General features: G+C 72.6%; 16 protein-coding genes and 1 other RNA gene. 14 read left to right on the top strand and 3 right to left on the bottom strand.

The genetic code is table 11. From position 1 onward, the window contains the following. Positions 1-636: 636 nt before the first annotated feature. The gene (locus ACTWP9_RS11590; RefSeq protein WP_443245985.1) at positions 637-4,641 is read right to left on the bottom strand and encodes an FHA domain-containing protein; all 4,005 of its coding nucleotides are present in this window, start codon (positions 4,639-4,641) and stop codon (positions 637-639) included. 487 nt (positions 4,642-5,128) lie between these two features. On the opposite strand from ACTWP9_RS11590, the gene ACTWP9_RS11595 reads away from it, so the two are divergent. The 6 genes from ACTWP9_RS11595 (at position 5,129) to ACTWP9_RS11620 (ending at position 12,537) form a co-directional block, all read left to right on the top strand. Next, the gene (locus tag ACTWP9_RS11595) at positions 5,129-6,832 is read left to right on the top strand and encodes a serine/threonine-protein kinase (RefSeq protein ID WP_443245986.1); all 1,704 of its coding nucleotides are present in this window, start codon (positions 5,129-5,131) and stop codon (positions 6,830-6,832) included. 183 nt (positions 6,833-7,015) lie between these two features. Continuing rightward, positions 7,016-8,296: a serine/threonine-protein kinase gene (locus ACTWP9_RS11600; RefSeq protein WP_443245987.1), complete on the top strand. Its 1,281-nt coding sequence runs from the start codon at positions 7,016-7,018 to the stop codon at positions 8,294-8,296. 74 nt (positions 8,297-8,370) lie between these two features. Then, positions 8,371-9,540 carry an iron-containing redox enzyme family protein gene (locus ACTWP9_RS11605; RefSeq protein ID WP_443245988.1) on the top strand — a complete coding sequence of 390 codons (1,170 nt, stop codon included), beginning with the start codon at positions 8,371-8,373 and terminating at the stop codon, positions 9,538-9,540. Between the two features lie 12 nt (positions 9,541-9,552). Further along, positions 9,553-10,326 carry a 2OG-Fe dioxygenase family protein gene (locus tag ACTWP9_RS11610; protein ID WP_443245989.1) on the top strand — a complete coding sequence of 258 codons (774 nt, stop codon included), beginning with the start codon at positions 9,553-9,555 and terminating at the stop codon, positions 10,324-10,326. A gap of 36 nt (positions 10,327-10,362) precedes the next feature. Then, positions 10,363-11,478 (top strand): peptide chain release factor 2, encoded by a 1,116-nt coding sequence (gene prfB / locus ACTWP9_RS11615; protein WP_443245990.1) that lies wholly within the window; start codon positions 10,363-10,365, stop codon positions 11,476-11,478. 249 nt (positions 11,479-11,727) lie between these two features. Further along, positions 11,728-12,537, top strand: a complete 810-nt coding sequence (locus ACTWP9_RS11620) for a collagen-like protein (protein WP_443245991.1) — start codon at positions 11,728-11,730, stop codon at positions 12,535-12,537. Positions 12,538-12,620: 83 nt separating this feature from the next. Here ACTWP9_RS11620 and ACTWP9_RS11625 read toward each other — a convergent pair whose 3' ends face one another. Further along, on the bottom strand, positions 12,621-12,815 hold the full coding sequence (locus tag ACTWP9_RS11625) for a hypothetical protein (RefSeq protein ID WP_443245992.1): 195 nt from the start codon (positions 12,813-12,815) through the stop codon (positions 12,621-12,623). A gap of 340 nt (positions 12,816-13,155) precedes the next feature. Between ACTWP9_RS11625 and ftsE the strand changes: the two genes are divergently transcribed. The 7 genes from ftsE to ACTWP9_RS11660 all read left to right on the top strand — a co-directional run bounded on the left by ftsE (position 13,156) and on the right by ACTWP9_RS11660 (position 19,197). Further along, positions 13,156-13,845, top strand: a complete 690-nt coding sequence (gene ftsE / locus ACTWP9_RS11630) for a cell division ATP-binding protein FtsE (protein ID WP_209242890.1) — start codon at positions 13,156-13,158, stop codon at positions 13,843-13,845. Positions 13,846-13,871: 26 nt separating this feature from the next. Next, on the top strand, positions 13,872-14,783 hold the full coding sequence (gene ftsX, locus ACTWP9_RS11635) for a permease-like cell division protein FtsX (protein WP_443245993.1): 912 nt from the start codon (positions 13,872-13,874) through the stop codon (positions 14,781-14,783). 68 nt (positions 14,784-14,851) lie between these two features. Beyond that, positions 14,852-16,195, top strand: a complete 1,344-nt coding sequence (locus ACTWP9_RS11640; protein ID WP_443245994.1) for a S41 family peptidase — start codon at positions 14,852-14,854, stop codon at positions 16,193-16,195. Positions 16,196-16,222: 27 nt separating this feature from the next. After that, on the top strand, positions 16,223-16,744 hold the full coding sequence (smpB, locus tag ACTWP9_RS11645; protein ID WP_443246231.1) for an SsrA-binding protein SmpB: 522 nt from the start codon (positions 16,223-16,225) through the stop codon (positions 16,742-16,744). Positions 16,745-16,866: 122 nt separating this feature from the next. After that, positions 16,867-17,238: a transfer-messenger RNA gene (ssrA, locus tag ACTWP9_RS11650) on the top strand. Positions 17,239-17,557: 319 nt separating this feature from the next. Next, the gene (locus tag ACTWP9_RS11655) at positions 17,558-18,202 is read left to right on the top strand and encodes a GOLPH3/VPS74 family protein (RefSeq protein ID WP_443245995.1); all 645 of its coding nucleotides are present in this window, start codon (positions 17,558-17,560) and stop codon (positions 18,200-18,202) included. 59 nt (positions 18,203-18,261) lie between these two features. Then, positions 18,262-19,197: an oxygenase MpaB family protein gene (locus ACTWP9_RS11660; protein WP_443245996.1), complete on the top strand. Its 936-nt coding sequence runs from the start codon at positions 18,262-18,264 to the stop codon at positions 19,195-19,197. A 19-nt stretch (positions 19,198-19,216) separates the two neighbouring features. On the opposite strand, the gene ACTWP9_RS11665 is transcribed toward ACTWP9_RS11660, so the two are convergent. Beyond that, entirely contained in the window at positions 19,217-20,536 is a 1,320-nt protein-coding gene (locus ACTWP9_RS11665; protein WP_443245997.1) for an MFS transporter, read from the bottom strand. Positions 20,537-20,640: 104 nt separating this feature from the next. On the opposite strand from ACTWP9_RS11665, the gene ACTWP9_RS11670 reads away from it, so the two are divergent. Further along, complete coding sequence (locus ACTWP9_RS11670) at positions 20,641-21,621, top strand: LysR family transcriptional regulator (protein WP_443245998.1); 981 nt, start codon at positions 20,641-20,643, stop codon at positions 21,619-21,621. Positions 21,622-21,641 lie beyond the last annotated feature (20 nt).

Genomic DNA, 21,641 nt, shown 5'->3' on the forward strand with positions numbered 1-21,641 from the left:
TCGCTGCCGGTATCTTGATCAGTCCGTGACCTGGCAGAGCGCTCTCATACGCCCTCATCTGCGAACTCCTGGGTAACGAGGGGGAGTTGAGGCGACCTCGCGCGGGCTCCCAAAAGGTGGCGGACGGGCCGTGCCGAACCGCGCTGACCGCCCCCGCGAGCCCCCCTCGACCAGCGTGCGAGCCGCTCTTGAGGAAGCACAGAATTTTCACACAACTGTTACATGCGCCGTCCACGGATCGGACGTTTCGCCGCCTCGTGAACCGGCCTCAACCAGGGGCGTTCTTACAACTTTTGAACGCGCGTCTACATATCTGAACGGTATCGGCGAGAGAATCCGTGGAGACGCGGGCAGCGGAGAGACACCGCCGAGGGGCGTGCGCGATGGCTGTGCCGACTCCCTCATTCCGCTCATTCCACCGCAGCATCGATCAACCCCGATGTATCGGCCAAGCGGTACCAGGCGGCACCAGAGCGACATATCGGTCCGGCGGCATCAGAACGACATATCGGTCTGGCGGTCCAGAGCGACGTATCGGTCCGGCGGCACCACAACTCGGACCCGCCGGTGAACCGGCCTGTACCGGGGGCCGGCGGCGCTCCGCGCGGGGGCTATGGCGAGAAGGCGGGGCCGCGGCTACGACGAAGGCGGGGCGGCGGTCGGTGTCACCTGTTGCGCCGCACGCTCCATCGCGCTGGCCAGCAGAGCCAGGTCGGTGGGGCCGTTGCCCAGCTCCCGCACCTGACGCCGGGCGGGCGGATCGCCCGCGCGGGCCCAGTCGAGGGGCACCACGGTGGGCCGAAGCGTCGCCGTACGCGGAATACGGCCGGTGACCCGGCCCGCCTGGAAGGCGACCGGTACCCCGCCCACGACCGCGCCCTCAGGGCCGCGGCGCTGTCGCATGGTGAGGGTGCCGCGACCGCGCGGCGTACCGTCCGCACCGCGCTCGCCGCCGGTCAGCTCCACATGCAGCGCCGCCGTGCGGGCCAGCACCGTGTGCACCGTACGGTCCGCGCGGCCCGTCGCCGCGATCACATGTACGCCCAGCCGCGCCCCGGACCGGGCCACCGCCTCCAGCGCCCGCACGACCGATCCGGCCGCCGGCCGACCGGGATTCCCCAGCGCCGGGTCGACCAGCGTGTCGAAGTCGTCCACCAGCACCACCAGCCGGGGCGGCACCCCATCGGGACCCGCCGCGGAGGGCGGGGTCAGCCCGGACTCCGCGGGGTCGGCTTCCTGCGCACCGGTCCGGGGCGACTCGTCGGTGCGGCGCAGCCGCAGGGTGCGCCGGGTGCTGTCCGGCTCGGCAGCGGGTGCTTCACCGCTGCTGCGGCTGCCGCTGTTGCTGCCGCTGCCGCTGCTGCTACCGCCGAGTCGGCCGCCTGCTCCGGGCGTGGCCTGTGAGGGCAGTGTGTTCAGCCCGCCGGTGGCCCCGCTCGCGGACCCGCTCCCGCCCCCGTTCCCGGCCCCGCCCTCGCCCGCCGGACGGTCCTCGGCGGAGCCGCCGCCGCGACGGCCGGAGGGATGGGCGGCCACGGTTGCCCGCTCGTCGGGTGCCGGGGCGGGAGCCGGGAGCTGTACCCCCTCCTCGGCGGCTGCGGCCTGTTCCCGCACCGGTGCCCGCTCGGGGGCCTGGCGCGGCGCAACCACCCGTCCGCCGGGACGGGCGGCCGTACGTACGTACTCCTCGTAGCTGCTCTCGTCGCCGATCAGCTCGGCCCGCCGCTTCAGTTCGGCGCTCAGTGCCTGGGCGAACTGCCGCATCCGTACCGGGTCGCCCGCGGTCAGCCGGCCGGTGACATGCGGCAGCTCCTCGCACACCCGCAGCCCCTCACCGGCGTCGGCCCCCGCGCCGTCGACCAGCACCAGCGCCAGCCGGTCCGGGCGCTCCCCGGCGGCGAGGGAGGCCGCCAGCGAGCGGAGCAGCTCGGTCTTGCCGGAGCCGGGACCGCCGCTGACGAAGGTGTGCCCCGGCAAGGCGCGGCCCGCCCCGTCAGCGTCACCTTCAGGGGCCGTCGGCGCGATCTGTGCCGCCAGTCCGGCCGGCCCCGACGGATCGGAGAGGTCGGCTTCCAGCGGCCCGTGCGGGCCGGCGCCGAAGACCACGGGCACCTTCCCGAAAGCGGTAGCCGGGCGCTCCGACCAGCGGGCGAGCAGCGCGGCGGGCGTGGCCCGCGCCAGCCCCAGCTCGTCCAGCAGCCGGCACTGGTCAGGCAGCGTCACCGTCGGGGCCGCCGAGGCGTCGGCCCCCGCGCCTTCCGGCTCCCGCAACGGTGCCAGCGCCCGCGCGAACCGCTCCGCCCAGGCGGCGGACACCGCATCCACGGTCGCCACAGGTCCGCTCGGTGCCCCCAGGGCACCGCCCCCGGCAGCCCCCGCCGGACCGGTCCCGCCGTACGGACCCGGTGCGGCCTCCGTGCTCCGGGCACCGTGCTGCGGCCCCTGTGCCTCGGCGCCGCGCGCTGTGCGGGGGGCGGGCTGGAGGACCCGCACCGCAGTCGCCACGTCGCCGCTCAGCAGGGCGACGGTCCCGCACTCGGGAAAGGGGGCGCAGGCGGCGTACGCCGCCTCCAGAGTCGCGGCGACCGGTGAGGAAGGGCTGGCGGGCGGGGTCTCGGCGAGGCAGAGCAGATGAATACCGGCCGCCGAACCCTCCCGCGCCAGCCGGGCCACGCTCGTCCGCAGCTCCGCGGGACCGGGGTCGCCGTCCACCACCACGACCACGGCGGGTCCGCGCGTGCCCCCGCGGCGGGGCGCCGAGCTCTGCGCCTCCAGCCGCCGCAGCAGCTCGGCCGTACGCGCGGCGGCCTGCTCGTGGTCGTACGCCGTCAGCAGCGCGCAGTCCTGGCCGTGCGCCGGGCGCAGATGGGGCAGCCAGCCGAGCCACGACCACTCCTGCTGGCGCGCCTGGACGCTGCGCGTTCTGTCCGCCGCCAGCAGGACGATCTCCAGCGCGCTCGGCCCGTGCAGCGCCGTCAGCTGCGCGAGCACGGCCCGCGCCAGCCCGGCCAGCCGAGCGCGCGGCCCGGCCAGCCCGAGCGAACCGGACTGCTGCAGATCGACGGTGACCGGATCGCCGTGCCCACCGCTGCGGTGCGTGACGCCGAGCCGTACGGTCAGCGCGTCCGGATGGCCCGGGCCGCGCTCCCACAGCCGGGGCCCCGGGCCGAGGGCGCTCAGCAGCACGGCGGCCGGATCCGGCCAGCGCTGCTCCCCGCCGCCCGCGGCGGACAGGGGCACGGAGGCAGCTCCGGAGCTTGCCGGAGGAGCCGGGGGGAGGGCGCCGGAGCTCTCGGCAGGGTGCGCCGCGTAGCCCTGGCTGTAGCCCCCCGCCGTGCCGGAGCCGTACCGCGTCGGCCCGTGCGGGCCGCGGCCGGGGTGCGGCGGCGCGCTGCCGGGAGCCGCGCCCGGCCCGGCGGCGGCGCTGTCCGCCGGTTCCGCCCGGCCGCCCGCGAACCGGCGCGCCCAGGCGCCCAGCCCTCGCCCTTTGCGGTGCGCCGCGTCGTCGGCGTCCGGCGGCTGTACGGCCCCCGCGTCGCTGGGGGGCACGATGCCGGCGCTGTGGGTCATGTCGGCAGCCGGGAAGGGTCCGCCGGGTGCCGGTGCGTAGGCGTGGCCCTGGTTGTCCGGGCCTTCTCCGGTGCCCCAGTGCTCGGCCCTCGCGCTCTCCCCGGCGCCCTCGGGGGAGGGGGAGGCGAACTCCTCGCCGGAGCGGGCGGCCGGGATCTCGGCACGGGCGCCGTCCCCCGCGGAACCCTCGTGGACGAGGCGGAGCCGCCCCTCGCCGTCCGGCGTGGTGGGCAGGGCCAGCGGGGCGGCGGGTTCTCCCGCACCGACTGCCGTGTCCGCCTCCGTGCCCGGGCCCGCATCGGGGGCCGTACGGGCGCCGGTGGCCTCCAGCCGGACGGTCGTCTCGCCGATCCGCAGCGTCGCGCCGGGGCGGAAGAGGACCGGCTGCGGGCCGACAGGGGTGCCGTCCAGGGTGGTGCCGTTGGTGGAGCCGAGGTCGGTCACGGTGACCGCGCCTCCGTCGGTCACGGTGACGGCGCAGTGCAGCCGGGAGACGTCCGGGTCGTCCAGCGGGACGTCGGCCTCTGCGGAGCGTCCCAGGTGGACCTTGCCGCCCTGGAGAAGGTGGATGCCGCCCGCGTCGGGGCCGCCGGTGACATGCAGCCTGGCCTTGGCCGAGCCGTACGCCGTCAGCGCCGTGACGGCGGCACCGTGTGCGGGCAGCGCGGCCGGGGCCACCGGTGCGTACAGCGAGACGAGCGCGCCGTCCAGCAGCGGGGGTTCGCCGATGATCTGGCGGTGCGGATCGAGCCGCCGCGTTCCGGCGTAGACGACCACGGGTTCCTGGGAGGCTTCCTCCGTCGCCTCGCTCCCGGAGGAGGAGGCCGTCGCCAGGGCGGCAGCGGCCGAGGTCGCCAGGGCGTTCGTCACCGCGGAGAGCACCGTGCCGGCGGGCGCTGTGACCAGCACGTTCGCCTGTCCGACGGGCTGGCCCGGGTGCCCGGCGCGTGACTGGGCCGGCTGCTGCCGGGCGGTCGGGCGCGCCGCCGGTCCGGTGCCGCCGGGCTCGCCCGCGTCGGCCGCGCCGCGTGCGCCGCGCGGCGCCAGGGCGACAGTCAGCCGGATCTGCATCTGCGCCTCCAGGTCCCGTCCGCGCCGTGTGCCGGGCAGGCTGCCCGCCCACCACTGCGCTAGCGCGCCGGCACATCGTCCGTACCACTGCATGCATACTCGCACCCGCGACGGACAACGGGGCCCGTCCTGGCCATCCGCACGATCTTGCCGCGCGGAAGGATCTTGTCCGGGCAGCGGCGCCGCCGCAACCATCGCCACCCGGTGTGCGTCTACCCGGGGACCGGGAATCCGGGGAACGTCCGGCTCCCGCGTGCTCAGGCGCACGATCGTGTGCCCTGGTATCCGAGCGGGTGCCCGGGCGTGTGCACAGCGTGTGCCCGCGAGCACGAGCGTGTGCTCAACTGCACAGGCGGTGCACAGAAGCACATGCGGTGCACAAAAGCGCGCGGGTGCCCAAGAGCACAGCGCGCGGAGACCCGACACCGCCTTGCGTGGCGGCACTATTGTGGGCGGGATTGCAGTACGAGACCAGGGAGCGCATGACGTGCGGCCGGTAGGCAGCAAGTACCTGCTCGAAGAGCCGCTGGGGCGCGGCGCCACGGGCACCGTCTGGCGGGCCCGCCAGCGAGAGACGGCGGGCTCCGAGGCGGCGGTGGCCGGGCAGCCCGGCGAGACCGTCGCGATCAAGGTCCTCAAGGAGGAGCTGGCGAACGACCCCGACGTGGTGATGCGCTTCCTGCGGGAGCGCTCCGTGCTGCTTCGGCTGACGCACCACAACATCGTCAGAACCCGCGACCTGGTGGTCGAAGGCGATCTGCTGGCGCTCGTGATGGATCTCATCGAGGGCCCGGACCTCCATCGCTACCTGCGCGAGAACGGCCCGTTCTCGCCCATCGCAGCCTGTTTGGTCACCGCACAGGTGGCCGACGCGCTGGCGGCCAGCCACGCGGACGGCGTCGTGCACCGGGATCTGAAGCCCGCGAACGTCCTGCTCACCGAGGACGAGAACGGCATGCGCCCGATGCTCACCGACTTCGGCATCGCCCGCCTCGCCGATTCACCGGGGCTGACCCGTACCCAGGAGTTCGTCGGCACCCCGGCCTACGTCGCGCCCGAGTCGGCCGAGGGCCGCCCGCAGACCTCCGCCGTGGACATCTACGGCGCGGGCATCCTGCTGTACGAGCTGGTCAGCGGCTATCCGCCGTTCAGCGGGGACAGCGCGCTGGCCGTACTGCACCAGCACCTGGCGCAGGAGCCCGAGCGGCCCCGGAACATCCCCGACCCGCTGTGGACGGTCATCGAGCGCTGTCTGCGCAAGAACCCCGACGAGCGGCCCAGCGCCGTCAGCCTCGCGCGCGGTCTGCGTACGGTCGCCGACGGCATCGGTGCCCAGGCCACGCCGCAGGCCGCGAGCGCGGCGCTCGGAGTGGCCGCCCTGCTGGCGCCGGACCCGGCGCCCGCGCCGGTCCCGAACTCCGGCGGCGGAAGTGCCCCGGGTCCGGGTGCGGGGGAGTCGGACCAGACGCAGGTGCTGCCGCACAGCGGTGCGGCGGGCGCGGGCGGGCAGTACGACCCGTCGGCCGAGACCAACGTCCTCCCGCAGACCAGCGGCCCCCAGGGCGGTTACGGCGGCCAGGGGCCGGGCGGCAGCAACTCCGAGCCCACCCAGGTGATGTCCCCCGTCCCGGGCAACCCGCCGGACGGCGGCCAGGGCGGACCGCCGCAGCAGGAGGGCCCCCACCCGTGGGAGAACCAGCTGCGCGCGGCCCGGGACCGCAACGAGCAGACCCAGTTCCAGCCGCTCGACCCGAGCATGGACCCGCTGCGCCGACGCCCCCAGCGCCGCGCGGCCCCGCCGCCGCCTCCGCAGGGCGGTCAGTCCTACGGGCAGCAGCAGTACGGCGGACAGTACGGGCAGCAGCCGCCCACGCAGCCGCCGCCGCAGCGCTACGAACCGCAGCCGCCCCGGGGCCGGGAACCCAGGCCGCAGCAGCGGGAGCCGAGGCCGCCGCGCGAGCCCCGGCAGCGCCGTGAGCCGCGGCAGCGCAGCGCCAACCCCATGCGCATCCCGGGGCTGGGCTGTCTCAAGGGCTGTCTGTTCCTGATCGTCATCGTCGTGGTGGCGGGCGTGCTGGTCTGGAACTTCACGGACGCGCCGAAGTGGTGGGCCGAGGGCCAGAGTGCCTGGGAGACGACGAAGGACGTCTTCAACCAGATAGGGGACTTCTTCGGCCAGTTCAACAACTGACGAGCCGCCGGTGGCCGGTGACCGCACCGGCGGCAGCGGCTGACGAGTTGCCGGTGACGGTACGTCGAGTCACCGGCGACTACGGTGATTTGTCGACTCGTGAGCGGGGATTTCCCCCACAGAAGTGACAGTTACCGGCATCCGGGGCTCCCAACCTGGGCCTCGCCGCGTAGTTTTGTCGCCATGGCACGGAAGATCGGCAGTCGCTACACGGCACACCGGATCCTGGGGCGCGGGAGTGCCGGAACGGTGTGGCTCGGCGATGGACCCGAGGGTCCCGTCGCCATCAAGCTGCTGCGTGAGGACCTCGCCTCCGACCAGGATCTGGTCGAGCGGTTCGTGCAGGAACGCAGCGCCCTGCTCTGCCTCGACCACCCGCGCGTCGTCGGCGTCCGCGACCTGGTGGTGGACGGCAACGAGCTCGCCCTGGTCATGGATCTGGTGCGCGGTACCGATCTGCGCACCCGGCTGGAGCGGGACCGTCGCCTGGCGCCCGCTGCGGCCGTCGCCATCGCGGCCGACGTCGCCGACGCGCTGGCCGCCGCGCACGCCGCCGGTCTGGTGCACCGCGATGTGAAGCCGGAGAACGTGCTGCTGGACGCCCTCTCGCTGGAGGGCCCGGGCGGGGCGCCGCCCGCGCTGCTGACCGACTTCGGCGTCGCCAAGCTCATCGACTCGCCCAGCCGCACCCGTGCCACCTCGATCATCGGCACCCCGGACTATCTGGCGCCCGAGATCGTCGAGGGGCTGCCGCCGCGCGCCGCCGTCGACATCTACGCCCTGGCCACCGTGGTCTACGAACTGCTCGCGGGCTTCACCCCGTTCGGCGGCGGCCACCCCGGCGCGGTGCTGCGCCGGCATGTCACCGAGACCGTCGCACCGCTGCCCGGCATCCCGGACGAGCTGTGGCAGCTCATCCATCAGTGCCTCGCCAAGGCGCCTGCCTCCCGGCTGCGCGCCGCCGAGCTGGCGGCCCGGCTGCGGGAGCTGCTGCCGACGCTGGAGGGGCTGCCGCCGCTCGACATCGACGAGCAGGGCGAGGAGGGCTACGCCGAGTACGGCGACCACGACCAGGACGGTGACGGCGCGGACGCCGACGGCGCGGACGTCGAGCACTCCCTCTCCGGCGCCGGCGCGGCACCGGCCGCCGGCGGGGGCGCCGTGCCGCTCGTCCACTCACGGGTCGGCCCCGACGCGAACCGGGACACCCATACGAGCATGCGGGTGCCTGGCGAGGACGAGCTGGCCGGAGGAGCGCACGGCACGGCACGCGCCCCGCGGGCGTCGGGGGAGGCGCGGGCCGGGTCCGCGCGGCACCGTGTCGCCGTACGCCGCCGGCGGCTCAAGATCGGCGCCGCAGCCGCACTGCTGGCCGCGGCGCTCGCGGTCGGCGGCTGGCTGGCCTCGTCCGAGGAGGAGACCGGCTCGTTGCCCGCGCCCTCGTCTGGGTACTCGGGCGACTGACCGCCGCAGACGGCGGTGGCGGACCCGGCCCTGTGCCGGCACCCGCCCCGGAGCCGACTCCACGGGAGCACCTCATGACGGCGATCCCGGACCTCGTACGTGCCACCGGCCCCGTCCTGCCCACCGCCCGTGGCCCCCTCTCGGCGGCCGTGCTCACCGCGCTGACCGGCGGGCGCCCCGAGACAGCGGCGCTGTTCCGCGAGGCCGGTGCGGAGGCCGGGCCGGAGCCCGGAAGCGAGGCCGCAGCCGCCGACCCGTACGGCGAGGACCTGCAACTGGCCCTCTATGTGCTCTACGAACTGCACTACCGGGGCTTCGCGGGGGTGCCGGAGGGCCGTGAGTGGGACCCCGACCTGCTGCGGGTGCGCGGAGTGCTGGAGGACCGGTTCCTGACGGCCCTGCGCAGGGACGTCCCGGCCGGCCGTACGGTGGCCGACGCCTTCGGCGAGCTGCTGCTGGAGCCGGCCGGCCCCGTGGCGCTGCACGGCGACGACCAGCAGGAGAGCGTGGCCGCCTACCTCCAGCACCGCGGGGAGCTGTGGCAGCTGCGCGAGTACGCGGCCCTGCGCTCCCTCTATCACCTGAAAGAGGCCGACCCGCACGCCTGGGTGATCCCGCGCCTCGCGGGGCGGGCCAAGGCCGCGATGGTCGCCGTCGAGTACGACGAGTTCGGTGCCGGACGGGCCGAGAACGTGCACGCCCGGCTCTTCGCCGAGCTGCTGCGCGACCTGGATCTGGACGCCGCGTACGGGCACTATCTGGACGCCGCACCGGGACCGGCGCTCGCGCCCGTCAACCTGATGTCGCTCTTCGGGCTGCACCGGTCGCTGCGCGGTGCCCTGGTCGGCCACTTCGCCTGTGTGGAGATCACCTCCTCGCCCGGCTCCCGCCGCCTTGCCGCCGCGCTGCGCCGCCTGGAGGCGGGAGAGGCGGCCCAGCGCTTCTACGACGAGCATGTGGAGGCCGATGCGGTGCACGAGCAGGTGGTGCGCCGGGAGGTGGTCGGCGGTCTGCTGGAGGACGAGCCCGCGCTGGAGTCCGACGTCGCCTTCGGCGCGGACGCCACGGTCTTCCTGGAGGACCGGCTGGGCGCGGCCCTGCTGGAGTGCTGGCGGGTCGGCGCCTCGGCGCTGCGCGTCCCCCTCCAGCCGCTCCCGCCGCCCGAGCCTTCCCCCGGTCCCGGGCCGACAGGTGCCCCCACGGCCTGGGCCGAAAGCCCGGATGCAGACCCGGACTGGGCATAGGAGGATTGCGGCATGGAGGATATTTCGGGTGCTCCGACGCTGCGGAGCGCGGGTGAGGTGGCCGAGGCCCGGAAGGCGCTGCTCTCCCGGCACGCCCATGTGATGGAGCCCGCCGCCGTCTCCCGGTGCCTGGGCGCGGACGCGGCGGACTGGCGCCGGTTCGCCGTCCACTGGGAGGACCTGGCCCACGACGAGTACGCGGCACAGGAGGGCACCTACAGGCTGCGCAGATACGGGCACTTCACCCTGGACCGCACCGGGGCGCTGCGCCCGATGCCGCACCTGGCCTTCGCACAGCCGGAGGACACCAACCCCCTCTACACCGGTGTGGACCGCCACTTCGAGCCGCTGACGGACGTCTTCGTCGCCGACCCGTTGTTCAAGTCGCTGATGCGGCTGCTGGGCCGGATCGCGAGCTGCCTGCAGGACGCCGACATCTGGAGCGTCAAGGTGCACCCGTTCCGGGTCGTCGCCTCGGCCGACAGCGCCGGGCTGCCGACCCCGGAGGGGCGGCACCGCGACGGCGTCACCCTGGTGACCTCCCTGATGATCGCCCGGGAGAACGCCGTCGGCGGACAGAGCAGCGTCTACATGCCCGACGGCGCCCGCATCCTGGTCACCACACTGCAGGAACCCGGCACCCTGCTGCTCGGCGACGACCGCGCCACCCTGCACGAGGTCGGCCCGCTCCGTCCTGCGGACACCACCCGGCCGGCCCGCCGTGATGTCCTGGTGACCACGCTGACCGCACACCACAGCGCGGAGCGTGACGCCCAAGTGGGCTAGGGCTGGGGTGGCGGGCTTGCGGTTAGGGTGGGGAGCGTGGCAGTCGTCGATGTATCCGAAGAGCTGAAGTCCCTCTCCTCCACCATGGAGTCGATCGAGGCCGTCCTTGACCTGGGCAAGCTGCGGTCAGACATCGCCGCGCTCGAGGAAGACGCGGCGGCCCCGGATCTGTGGGACGACGTCGAGAACGCACAGAAGGTGACCAGCCGGCTCTCCTACCTCCAGGGGCAGCTGCGGAAGGTCGAGGAGCTGCGCGGGCGGATCGACGATGTCGGGGTGCTCTTCGAGCTGGCCGAGAGCGAGGACGACGCCGACGCGCGCGCCGAGGCGGAGAACGAGCTGGCGGCCGTCCGCAAGACGGTGGACGAGCTGGAGGTCCGTACGCTGCTGTCCGGCGAGTACGACCCGCGCGAGGCGGTCGTCAGCGTCCGGGCCGAGGCAGGCGGTGTGGACGCCGCCGACTTCGCCGAGCAGCTGATGCGGATGTATCTGCGCTGGGCCGAGCGGCGCGGCTACCCCACCGAGGTGTTCGACATCTCCTACGCGGAGGAGGCGGGCATCAAGTCCGCGACCTTCACCGTCAAGGCGCCGTACGCCTACGGCACGCTCTCCGTCGAGCAGGGCACGCACCGGATGGTGCGCATCTCGCCGTTCGACAACCAGGGCCGCCGCCAGACCTCGTTCGCCGGGGTCGAGGTGCTGCCCGTCGTCGAGCAGGTCGACCACATCGACATCCCCGAGAACGAGCTGCGGATCGACGTATTCCGCTCGTCCGGGCCCGGCGGCCAGTCGGTGAACACCACGGACTCCGCGGTCCGGATGACGCACCTGCCGACCGGCATCGTCGTCTCCTGCCAGAACGAGAAGTCGCAGATCCAGAACCGTGCCGCCGCCATGCGCGTCATGCAGGCCCGGCTGCTGGCCTACCGCCGTCAGGAGGAGCAGGCCAAGATGGACGCCCTCAAGGGCGACGGCGGCAACTCCTGGGGCAGCCAGATGCGTTCGTATGTGCTGCACCCGTACCAGATGGTCAAGGACTTGCGCACCGAATACGAGGTGGGCAACCCGCAGGGCGTGCTGGACGGTGACATCGACAGCTTTCTGGAAGCCGGGATTCGCTGGCGTAAGCAGCAGGAACAGACGCAGGTCTGACGGCGGATCAGTTCCGTATTCAATTCTGTTCAACGGTTCTTCGCTTGACGGGCATGTAAGAGCTGGGGAAAGCTGTTCGCTCGGCATGCCTGTGTCAGGGGCGCACGGACGGGGTTCAGAGCCCCGGTGAGCAAAAGGCGGCAGTCCGGGGTGGGGCACGCATTTTGCCTCGACGGTAAGCCCGGTGCGGGTCGCGCTCCACGCGCAGCTGCCCCATCCACGAGTACAGCTACTGGGGGTAGTTGGAACATGAGCAAATCGAAGACGCGGCTGCGGGTCGCGCGGATAGCCGCTGCTGCGGTGTTCGCCGCCGGCGCCTCGCTGACCGCCGCGGGCGCCGCGCAGGCCGCGGGCCTTGGTGACACCGACGGTGCCACCAAGGCCGCCGAGAACGACGGCATCATCGGCGGCATCATCGGCGGCGGCGACAGCGGCAGCTCCGGCGGTGACGACGGTGGCACCTCCGGCGGTGACGACGGCGGCATCAGCGGCACCGTCACCATCGGCGGCGAGGACAACGGTGGCAACGATGGCGGTGTCGCCAACAATGGCGGCAACGGCAACGGTGGCAACGATGGCGGTGTCGCCAACAACGGTGGCAACGGCAACGGTGGCAACGACGGCGGTGTCGCCAACAATGGCGGCAACGGCAACGGTGGCAACGACGGCGGTGTCGCCAACAACGGTGGCAACGGCAACGGTGGCAACGACGGCGGTGCGGCCAACAACGGCGGCAACGGCAACGGCGGGAACGGCGGCAACGGTGGCGGCGGCGAGGAGCCCGCGACCACCGGCGGTTCCGGCGGTGGCGACGACGACACCTGCGACCTCGACGGCGACCAGGTGAACTGCGAGGGCGGCGGCGCCGACCCGGACAGCGCGGGCAGCCAGCCGGTCGAGGACAGCAAGCCGGCGGCTCCGGGCAAGAAGCAGGACGAGCTGGCCGAGACCGGTTCCAGCGAGACGACGTTCCTGCTGGTGGGCGCGGCGACGATGATCGCCGGCGGGATCGGCTTCCGCCTGATGCCGCGGCTGGCCTCGCGGCGTACTGCTGCCTAAGAGCTAGCTCACAACAGCGCGCTGGGTCGCGGTGGTCTCACGACCGCCGGACCCAGCGCGTTGTGGTGTCGCCCCGAGTGCGCTCAAGCCGTCGCTACGCGCTGTGCTACCAGCGCTACTGCTATCAGTGTGGCCAACAAGGCGATCAGTGCCGTGGGGGAAAGGTGCGCCAGCGGTGCTTCCCGGTGCAGCCGCTCCCGGTGGGCACGGCACACGGCGCAGCGGCCCTCGCTCACGGGCCCCGCGCAGTTGGCACACACCAGTCGATCGCATGTCATGCGAACTCCTCCTCAGTCGCGCCAACGCCACCCGTGAGTGATTCGTTCCCCAGGGGTGCTCTCCACCACTCTGCCAGGTGAGGCGGCCTTCCGCCGAAACCACCAGTTCACGGGAACGGGCGGGCGGAAACAGGCAGGCAGGACAGGGGTACTCCCTGCTCCGGAGCTTGCCGGAGGAGCTCGGGGGAGGTTGCTCAGAGTGTGCGCCGGTGCCGCGTGCGCAGCACACCACGCTTCGCGTATGGTCGCCCACACCGCCCCCCGGCAGACGCTGGGAGGCTCATCCAGGGGGCCGCACCGCGGCTTCCGTTGTCCCTACCCAGGTCGACGTGGTGTATCCGTGATCCGATTCGACAGCGTCTCCAAGTCCTATCCCAAGCAGAACCGTCCAGCGCTCCGCGATGTCTCGCTGGAGATCGAGCGCGGCGAGTTCGTGTTCCTGGTGGGCTCCTCCGGTTCCGGCAAATCCACCTTCCTGCGGCTGATCCTGCGCGAGGAGCGCGCCAGCTCCGGGCAGGTGCATGTGCTCGGCAAGGATCTGGCCCGGTTGTCGAACTGGAAGGTGCCGCACATGCGGCGGCAGCTCGGCACCGTCTTCCAGGACTTCCGGCTGCTGGGCAACAAGACCGTCGGCGAGAACGTCGCCTTCGCGCTGGAGGTGATCGGCAAGTCCCGCGGTCAGATCCGCAAGACGGTGCCGGAGGTCCTCGACCTCGTCGGTCTGGGCGGCAAGGAGGGCCGGATGCCCGGCGAGCTGTCCGGTGGTGAGCAGCAGCGCGTGGCCATCGCGCGCGCCTTCGCCAACCGGCCCATGCTGCTGATCGCCGACGAGCCGACCGGCAACCTCGACCCGCAGACCTCCGTCGGCATCATGAAGTTGCTCGACCGCATCAACCGCACGGGGACCACCGTGGTGATGGCCACCCACGACCAGCAGATCGTCGACCAGATGCGCAAGCGCGTCGTCGAACTCGAGATGGGCCGCCTCGTGCGCGACCAGTCGCGCGGCGTCTACGGATACCAGCACTGAGGCACCAGCACTGAGGAAAGGACGCCATGCGCGCCCAGTTCGTCCTGTCGGAGATCGGCGTCGGTCTCCGTCGCAATCTCACGATGACCTTCGCGGTGATCGTCTCCGTCGCCCTGTCGCTCGCGCTCGCGGGCGGTTCGCTGCTCGCGCGCGAGCAGGTGAGCACGATGAAGGGGTACTGGTACGACAAGGTCCAGGTCTCCATCTATCTGTGCAACAAGAACGACGCCTCCTCGGACCCCAACTGTGCCAAGGGCGCCGTCACCCAGCAGCAGAAGAGCGAGATCAAGACCGACCTCAAGAAGCTCGACGTCGTGGACAAGATCTACTACGAGTCGGCCGACGAGGCGTACAAGCACTACAAGGAGCAGTTCAAGGACTCGCCGCTGGCCGACTCGCTGACGCCGGACCAGATGCAGGAGTCCTATCGGGTCAAGCTCAAGGACCCGACGAAGTACCAGGTCCTGCAGACTGCGTTCTCCGGCAGACAGGGCGTCCAGGAGGTGCAGGACCAGCGCAGCTTGCTGGAGAACCTCTTCAACCTCCTCAACGGCATGAACATCGCGGCGCTGTGTGTGATGGCGCTGATGCTGGTCGTTGCGCTGCTGCTGATCGTCAACACCGTGCGGGTGTCGGCGTTCAGCAGGCGCCGGGAGACCGGGATCATGCGGCTGGTCGGCGCCTCCAGCTTCTACATCCAGATGCCGTTCATCCTGGAGGCCGCCATCGCGGGGCTGATCGGCGCCGGGTTCGCCTGCGTGCTGCTCGTCCTCGGCAAGTACTTCCTGATCAACAACTGGCTCCAGCAGAAGATCGTCCTGATCAACTTCATCGGCTGGGACGCGGTGATCAAGGTGCTGCCGCTGATCGTCGCCGTGGGGGTGCTGATGCCTGCGGTGGCAGCCTTCTTCACGTTGCGCAAGTACCTGAAGGTGTGACGCAGGACGCGGGGCGCCGTGGGCCCAACGCCCCATGCGGCGCCCCGCACTGGCCTACACTCCGGACCATGCCAGGCTCGTGGTTCCTCGACACGCGCCCGCGCCGGCCGCGGCGCGGGACCCTGACACTGGTCTTCGCCGGCGTGCTGGCGACCGGCGCGGCCACCGGAGCCTTCGGCGGAGAGCTGGCCGCGTTCGGCTCGGGCTCACCCCAGAGCGCGGCCCACGGCGCGGGCCGCGCCGCACCGGGCGGCCCGCCGCAGGGCTCCGCCGATGCAAAGGGCGCACCGTCCGGCTCGCACAAGGCCCGCGAGCGCGCCGGGGACGCCGACGCGGACGCCGTCGTCAGCCGCAGCGGCGACCGCTGGTCCGCCGCCTATTCGGCCCGCGAGTACGAGGGGCTGCGGCAGGCCCTGGACGGCTCGTACGTGGGCGTCGGCATCTCCGTACGGCAGGCCCGCGGCGCCGGAGCAGGCTCGGACGACGGTACGGTCACGGCCACGGACCACGAGAGCGCCACCGACCGCAGGACCGCCGTCGGCCGGTCGCCGCGCCGTACCGCTGTCGAGGTGGATCGCGTACAGCCCGGCAGCCCCGCCGACCGCGCCGGGGTCCGGGCCGGGGACCGGCTGCGCTCGGTGGACGGGCACCGGGTCACCGGGAAGCCGGTCACCGCCGTCGTGGCGCTGCTGCGCGGCTCCGATCCCGCGTCCCCGACCGGCGCCGCCGAGCCCGGCAGCCGGGTCCGGCTCCACCTCACCCGCGGCGGCACCGATCTGCACCGCACCCTGCGCCGCGAGCGGCTGACGACCGAGTCGGTGCGGGTGGACCGGATCGGTGACGGTGTCACCCGCGTCAAGATCGGCTCCTTCACCCGGGGCTCCGGCGAGCAGGTACGCAGAGCGGTCCGCGAGCGGGTGCCCGCCGACGGCCCGGTCCTGCTCGACCTGCGGGGCAACTCCGGAGGGCTGGTCGACGAGGCGGTCACCGCGGCCGGGGCCTTCCTCGACGGCGGACTGGTCGCCACGTACGACCAGGACGGCACCGAGCGCGCGCTGTACACCGAGGACGACAACGGCGCGGAGGGCGGCGCGGACGACGTCGAGCGGCGCCCCCTCGTGGTGCTGGTGGACGGCGGGACGATGAGCGCCGCCGAGATGCTGACCGGCGCGTTGCAGGACCGGGGGCGCGCCGTGGTGGTCGGTTCCCGCACCTTCGGCAAGGGCTCGGTGCAGATGCCCCGGCCCCAGTCGGACGGTTCCGTCGCCGAGCTGACAGTCGGTCACTACACGACTCCGTCGGGTCGCGACGTGGAGGGGCACGGCATTGCGCCCGATCTCCCGATGCGCAGCCGGGGCGAGTCCACGGACCGGGCGAGAACAGTATTGAGTGGCCTCGAAGCCCGGTCGTAGTGGGAGAATGGCCTGGCTATGGCGAAGATGAAGACGACACGTACCCAGGCCAAGTCCAAGGCCAAGGACGACAAGGACGCCCGGAAGCTCGTCGCGCAGAACAAAAAGGCGCGCCACGACTATCTCGTGCTGGACACGTACGAGTGCGGCATCGCGCTGACGGGAACCGAGGTCAAGTCGCTGCGCCAGGGCCGGGCCTCGCTCGTCGACGGCTTCGCCCAGATCGACGGCGGCGAGGTGTGGCTGCACAACGTGCACATCCCCGAGTACGCGCAGGGCACCTGGACCAACCACGCGGCCCGGCGTAAGCGGAAGCTGCTGCTCCATCGTGCCGAGATCGACAAGCTGACCGGCAAGCTCCAGGAGACGGGCTACACCCTCGTGCCGCTCCAGCTCTACTTCTACCGGGGCCGGGCGAAGGTCGAGATCGCCCTGGCCAGGGGTAAGAAGGAGTACGACAAGCGGCAGACGCTCCGCGAGAAGCAGGACCGCCGGGAGGCGGATCGCGCGATGTCGGCCGCCCGCCGCCGCCAGCGCGCCCACGCCTGACCTTACGGGGGCCGCAGGAATAGTCCCCGGAGTCAAATGGTTGGCACCTGTGCGATGTGGTCACGTATCATGGCCAGCAGCACTGCCCGCCAGGGTGCGTGTGCAGATTGTTAACTCAACACGGGGATGATCGGTTTCGACAGCGAACGTCGAAGCAGGGGAAGCGAGCCGAGGAACGCGGCAATGATCTCGTAAACCATGTGCCGCAAAAAAATAATCGCCAACACCAAGCGCGATTCCTTCGCCCTCGCTGCCTAAGTAGCGACTGCGAAGTGTCAGCCCGGGGTAGTTCCCGCCCCGGTTCCTGGCATCAGCTAAGGGAACTCACCGCGTAGGTCCGGTCACGGGACCTACCGGGACATCACACAGTGACTGGGCCCGTCGGAGACTTGTCCGCGTGATCTCCGGGGCCGAGAAAATCGCAGCGGACTGCGCTCGGAGAAGCCCTGTTTCCACTTCGTTGGACGCGGGTTCGATTCCCGCCATCTCCACGAAGGCGAGAGGCGAGGTGTGCCCACGGAAAGCGTGGGCCGCCTCGCCTTCGTCGTTTTTGCGCGGCTTCGCCGCGCGTGGCGGGGGCTTCGCCACCCGCACCCCCGGCGCCTGTGCGTGGTGGCGGCTGGTGTGTGAGGGCGGCCTCGCCTTCGTTGTTCTTGCGCGGCTTCGCCGCCGGGGGGCTTCGCCCCCCTTTTTTCCGCGTGGGGCGGGGCGGCGTCGGTCGCTTGGGCTGCCTCGCGCTCCCTCACAAGTCCGCCGCGACGGCGTTAGCCCTTCCCCTCGGCTCAGTCGCCAAAGCGTGCTCTGATAGGGGACATGGGACGGGGCACAGTAACGGACAACTTGCCGGCGCGGCTGTTTCTGCTCGCGTGTGATGTCGACAAGGAGCAGCTCAAGTGGGGCGACGAACTGGGCTATGCGATACGCGCTGCCACGCTGGCGGAGCTGGAGGCACGGGGCTGCCTCAAGGACGACAAGGGCAAGGCCCGGCCGGCTGGAGACCACCGCACTGGTGACCCCGTGCTCGACGGTGCACTCCGCACCATCGCGGAGTATCCCCGTGCCCGGCGCTGGAGCACTCTGGTGCAGTGGAAGCGCCGTGAGACCTGCCTCGCGGTGGAGGAACAGCTGGCCGGGGCGGGGATCATCTCCGTGGAGAGCAGGACGCTGCGCCGTAAGCGCATCGTCGTGCGTGACCGGAGTCTGCCGGGGGAGCTGCGCAAGGAGGCCGTCGCCACGCTGACCGGCACGGAGCCGGTGGCGGGGATCGAGCCCGCGCGGGCGGCGCTGGCCTCGTTCGCGGCGCTGACCCGGCTGTGTCCGGAGCTGAGCTGGCGTGTGCGGTACCAGAACCGCCGCCGTCTCAAGGAGCTGACGGCGCGGGCCGGGGTGGCAGGGAAGGCGCTGAAGAAGGCGCTGGACGAGCGAGCCGCAGCCAGCAGCGGCAGCGGCGGGGGCTGAGTTCATCGCCCGGGGTGTCTACCCTGCGAAGGAACGGACCGGAGCGGAAGGAGCGCCGCATGGTCCGCAACAGAGAGCCGGATCCGGAGCCCCTGGGGCCCTCGTCATTGACGTGGAAGTACTTCGGGGACTGGCGCGGCGTGCTGCTGGCTCCGTGGGCGGGGGCGATGCAGAACATGCATCCGCAGCTCGGCTCGGGAGTCGCCGAGCACTCCCGGTTCTTCGAGGAGCGCTGGCAGCGGCTGTTCCGTTCGCTCTACCCGATCGGGGGCGTCGTCTACGACGGGCCCCGCGCTGCGGAGACGGCGCGCCAGGTGCGCGGGTACCACCGCACCATCAAGGGCACCGATCGTGAGGGCCGCCCGTATCACGCGCTGGACCCCGACACGTTCTACTGGGCGCACGCCACCTTCTTCGTGCTGACCCTGCTCATCGCCGACCGGCTCGGTCCCGGGCTGACGGAGGCGGAGAAGCGGCAGCTGTTCGACGAGCATGTGCGGTGGTGGCGGATGTACGGGATGAGCATGCGTCCCGTACCGGCCGACTGGGAGGCGTTCTGTGAGTACTGGACGCACATGGCCGAGAACGTGCTGGAGGACAACAGGCCCACCCGCGATGTGCTCGATCTGACGCTGATCGCGAAGCCGCCCGCGCTGTGGCTGCTGCCGGACGTCGTATGGCGCCTGGTGCGCGGCCCGCAGGCGCGGGCTTTCGTATGGTTCACGGTCGGTTTCTTCCCGCCCGCCGTACGGCGCCGCCTCGGCTATATGTGGACCGCACGTGACGAGCGCCGGCTGCGCAGGGTCGGGCGGATCATCAACTGGGGCTGGAAGCTGGTCCCTCCCTCGCGCCGCTTCCACCCGAGGGCGCGGGCGGGCTGGGAGCGCGAGCGGGGTGCGCGGGCGCCGGACGCGCCCGCGGTGGAGACGCCGGCCCGCAATCTGCCGCTGCCCGGGGAGCGGGACCGGCCGCAGCACTACTCACCCGGCGTGTGAGAGCCGGGGCGGCGGTGCGTCACCCGTGCGCAACGGGGCGGGCGGCCAAGAGGGTGGCGAGTACGGCGGCGGTGGCCGCCGCCGCGAGGGGGACGGTGTAGGCCCACCCGGCGGAGCCGAGCGCCTCGGTGGCCCAGCCTCCGGTGGCCGATCCGGCGGCGATGCCGCCGAGCAGCGCGGTGACGGCCAGCGTCATGCCCTCGTTGAGCCGCCCGGCCGGGGTGAGCCGCTGGACGAGGGCCATGCCGGTGACCATGGTCGGTGCCGTCGCCATGCCCGCCACCAGGAGCGCTCCGGCCAGCAGTGGCAGCGGGGCCGTCAGCGAGACGAGCAGCGGCAGGGTCAGCAACGCGGCCATGGCGCCCACGCATCCGGCCAGTCGGCGCCGGTCGGAGCGGGCGGGCGGCAGCGCGCCGAAGGCCAGCCCGGCGAGCGCTGAGCCGGCCGCCTGGCAGGCGAGGACGGCACCGGCCGCCGCGCGGTGGCCCTCCCCGTCCGCATGGGCCAGGGTGACCACTTCCAGCGCGCCGAACACCGCGCCGGTGGCGAGGAAGACCAGCAGCAGCGCGGGCATGCCGGGCTGCCGAAGCGGTGCCGGACCGGCATGGGTGCTGCTCGGGCCCGGTGGCGGTTCGGTCGAGCGCTGCGCAAGGAACAGCAGCATTCCGGCGAGCAGCAGCCCGCACCCGGCGAGCGTTCCGGCCTGGGGGAAGAGCGCGGTGCACAGCAGGGCGGCGAGGACGGGACCGAGCACGTAGCACAGTTCGTCCGCGGCCTGTTCGAAGGAGTTGGCGGTGTGCCGGGCGGCTGTGTCGTCGCGCAGCAGATACGCCCAGCGGGCGCGCGCCATGCCGCCGGTGTTGGGGGTGGTCGCGGTGGCGGCGTAGGCGGCGAAGAGCGTCCAGTCGGGCGCGTGCGTCCGTACGCACACCACGAGCGCGAGGGAGCCGAGCAGCGCGAGCAGGGTGGCGGGCAGCGCGATCCGCGCCTGTCCGTACCGGTCCACGAGGCGCGCCACGAGCGGTCCGGTCAGCGCGGTCGCCGCCAGCCCGGCCGCGGTGACGCTCCCGGCCAGCGCGTACGAGCCGCGCTCGCCCGCGATCATCAGCACGGCGCTGACGGTGAACATGCCCATGGGCAGCCGCGCGAGCAGACCGCCGAGCGTGAAGCCGACGGTGCCGGGGCGGGCGAACAGCCGGGCGTACGGATTGCGCGGCAGGCTCCTTCGCGGCGGGCTCCTGCGAGGCGGCGGCGGTGCGGGCCGCGCCACGACGAGGGTGCTGCCGTGGACGGCGTACAACGGTCGGGCGGGGAGGACAGTACGGTGGTAGACGGGCATGCGGTACAGCGTTGCCGCAGGTGGGAGGCGGGGTCCAACACCTGTTGGCGGCCCTTTCACACAACTGTGTTGTGAATCGCGCCGCCCGCGCTTACGGTCTCCCGGTGTCCAGCGATCTCTCTCCACGCCTGCTGCGGGCGTTCATGGCGGTCGCGGAGGAGCTGCACTTCACGCGCGCTGCCGCCCGGCTGTACGTGGCACAGCAGGCGCTCAGCCGTGACATCCGCTCGCTGGAGCGGGAGTTGGGCGCCGTGCTCTTCGTCCGCAGCACCCGGCAGGTGGCGCTCACTCCGGAGGGCGAGCAGCTGCTTCCGTACGCCCGGGGAGTGTTGGCGGCACATGACGAGCTGGCCGCAGCTTTCGGGCGGGGCAGCGCGGCGGCGGGACAGCGTCCGCTGGCCGTCGACGTGGCGGCGCCCGTCTCCACCGGGCAGCGGGTGCTGGAGGCGGCACGGGAGGCGGCGCCGGGCGTCGAGTTCGTCGCCCGCTACCACAGCGGTCTGACAGCTGCCGCCGCCGACATCCTCGCGGGCCGCCTCGATGTCGCCTTCGGCCGGGCGGCCGGGCTGCCGCGCGAGATGCTGGCCGGGCTGGAGTACCACCTGGTGCGGTACGAGCGCGTCGCCGTACTGCTGCCGGAGCAGCACCGTCCCCCGGGAGCCGGGCCGGGCGAGATGCCGCTGGCGGCGTTGGAGGGGGAGACGCTGTACGCCGGTGCCGGGAACCCGGACACCGCCGAGTGGACCTCCTACGCCCGCGCGCTGTTCGAGGGGCGCGGCATCCGACTGGCGGCGCCGTTCCCGAAGATCGAGGGGGAGCGGGAGTTCGCCCGGGTGGTGCGGGGGAAGGGCTGGTCGGTGCTGGCGACCGAGGTTTTCATCGGTATCGAGGGCATGGTGCTGCGCCCGCTGATCGAGCCGGTGCCGCTGTCGCCGGTCTCGATGGTGTGGCGCCGGGGCCTGCGGCACCCCGGCCTCGCCGCGCTGCGTGGGACCGCAGGGGAGTTGGGCGCCGCCGGCGGGTGGCTGCGCCGCCCCGCCGGAAGCTGGCTCCCGGCCCCGGACGAGGCCCTGCACCACCCATGACGGCCACCTACGATGACCCG

Origin of the sequence: Streptomyces sp. 3N207 (assembly GCF_052246355.1) — a bacterium.
Lineage (GTDB): Bacteria > Actinomycetota > Actinomycetes > Streptomycetales > Streptomycetaceae > Streptomyces.

Excerpts from the sequence above, each read along its gene's own strand:
- ACTWP9_RS11620 (WP_443245991.1), top strand. The coding sequence starts at position 11,728 with ATGAGCAAATCGAAGACGCGGCTGCGGGTCGCGCGGATAGCCGCTGCT.
- ACTWP9_RS11610 (WP_443245989.1), top strand. The coding sequence starts at position 9,553 with ATGGAGGATATTTCGGGTGCTCCGACGCTGCGGAGCGCGGGTGAGGTG.
- ACTWP9_RS11655 (WP_443245995.1), top strand. The coding sequence starts at position 17,558 with ATGGGACGGGGCACAGTAACGGACAACTTGCCGGCGCGGCTGTTTCTG.
- ACTWP9_RS11660 (WP_443245996.1), top strand. The coding sequence starts at position 18,262 with ATGGTCCGCAACAGAGAGCCGGATCCGGAGCCCCTGGGGCCCTCGTCA.
- ACTWP9_RS11600 (WP_443245987.1), top strand. The coding sequence starts at position 7,016 with ATGGCACGGAAGATCGGCAGTCGCTACACGGCACACCGGATCCTGGGG.
- ftsX (WP_443245993.1), top strand. The coding sequence starts at position 13,872 with ATGCGCGCCCAGTTCGTCCTGTCGGAGATCGGCGTCGGTCTCCGTCGC.
- ACTWP9_RS11665 (WP_443245997.1), bottom strand. The coding sequence starts at position 20,536 with ATGCCCGTCTACCACCGTACTGTCCTCCCCGCCCGACCGTTGTACGCC.
- ACTWP9_RS11605 (WP_443245988.1), top strand. The coding sequence starts at position 8,371 with ATGACGGCGATCCCGGACCTCGTACGTGCCACCGGCCCCGTCCTGCCC.
- smpB (WP_443246231.1), top strand. The coding sequence starts at position 16,223 with ATGAAGACGACACGTACCCAGGCCAAGTCCAAGGCCAAGGACGACAAG.
- ACTWP9_RS11590 (WP_443245985.1), bottom strand. The coding sequence starts at position 4,641 with ATGCAGATCCGGCTGACTGTCGCCCTGGCGCCGCGCGGCGCACGCGGC.
- ACTWP9_RS11625 (WP_443245992.1), bottom strand. The coding sequence starts at position 12,815 with ATGACATGCGATCGACTGGTGTGTGCCAACTGCGCGGGGCCCGTGAGC.
- ACTWP9_RS11640 (WP_443245994.1), top strand. The coding sequence starts at position 14,852 with ATGCCAGGCTCGTGGTTCCTCGACACGCGCCCGCGCCGGCCGCGGCGC.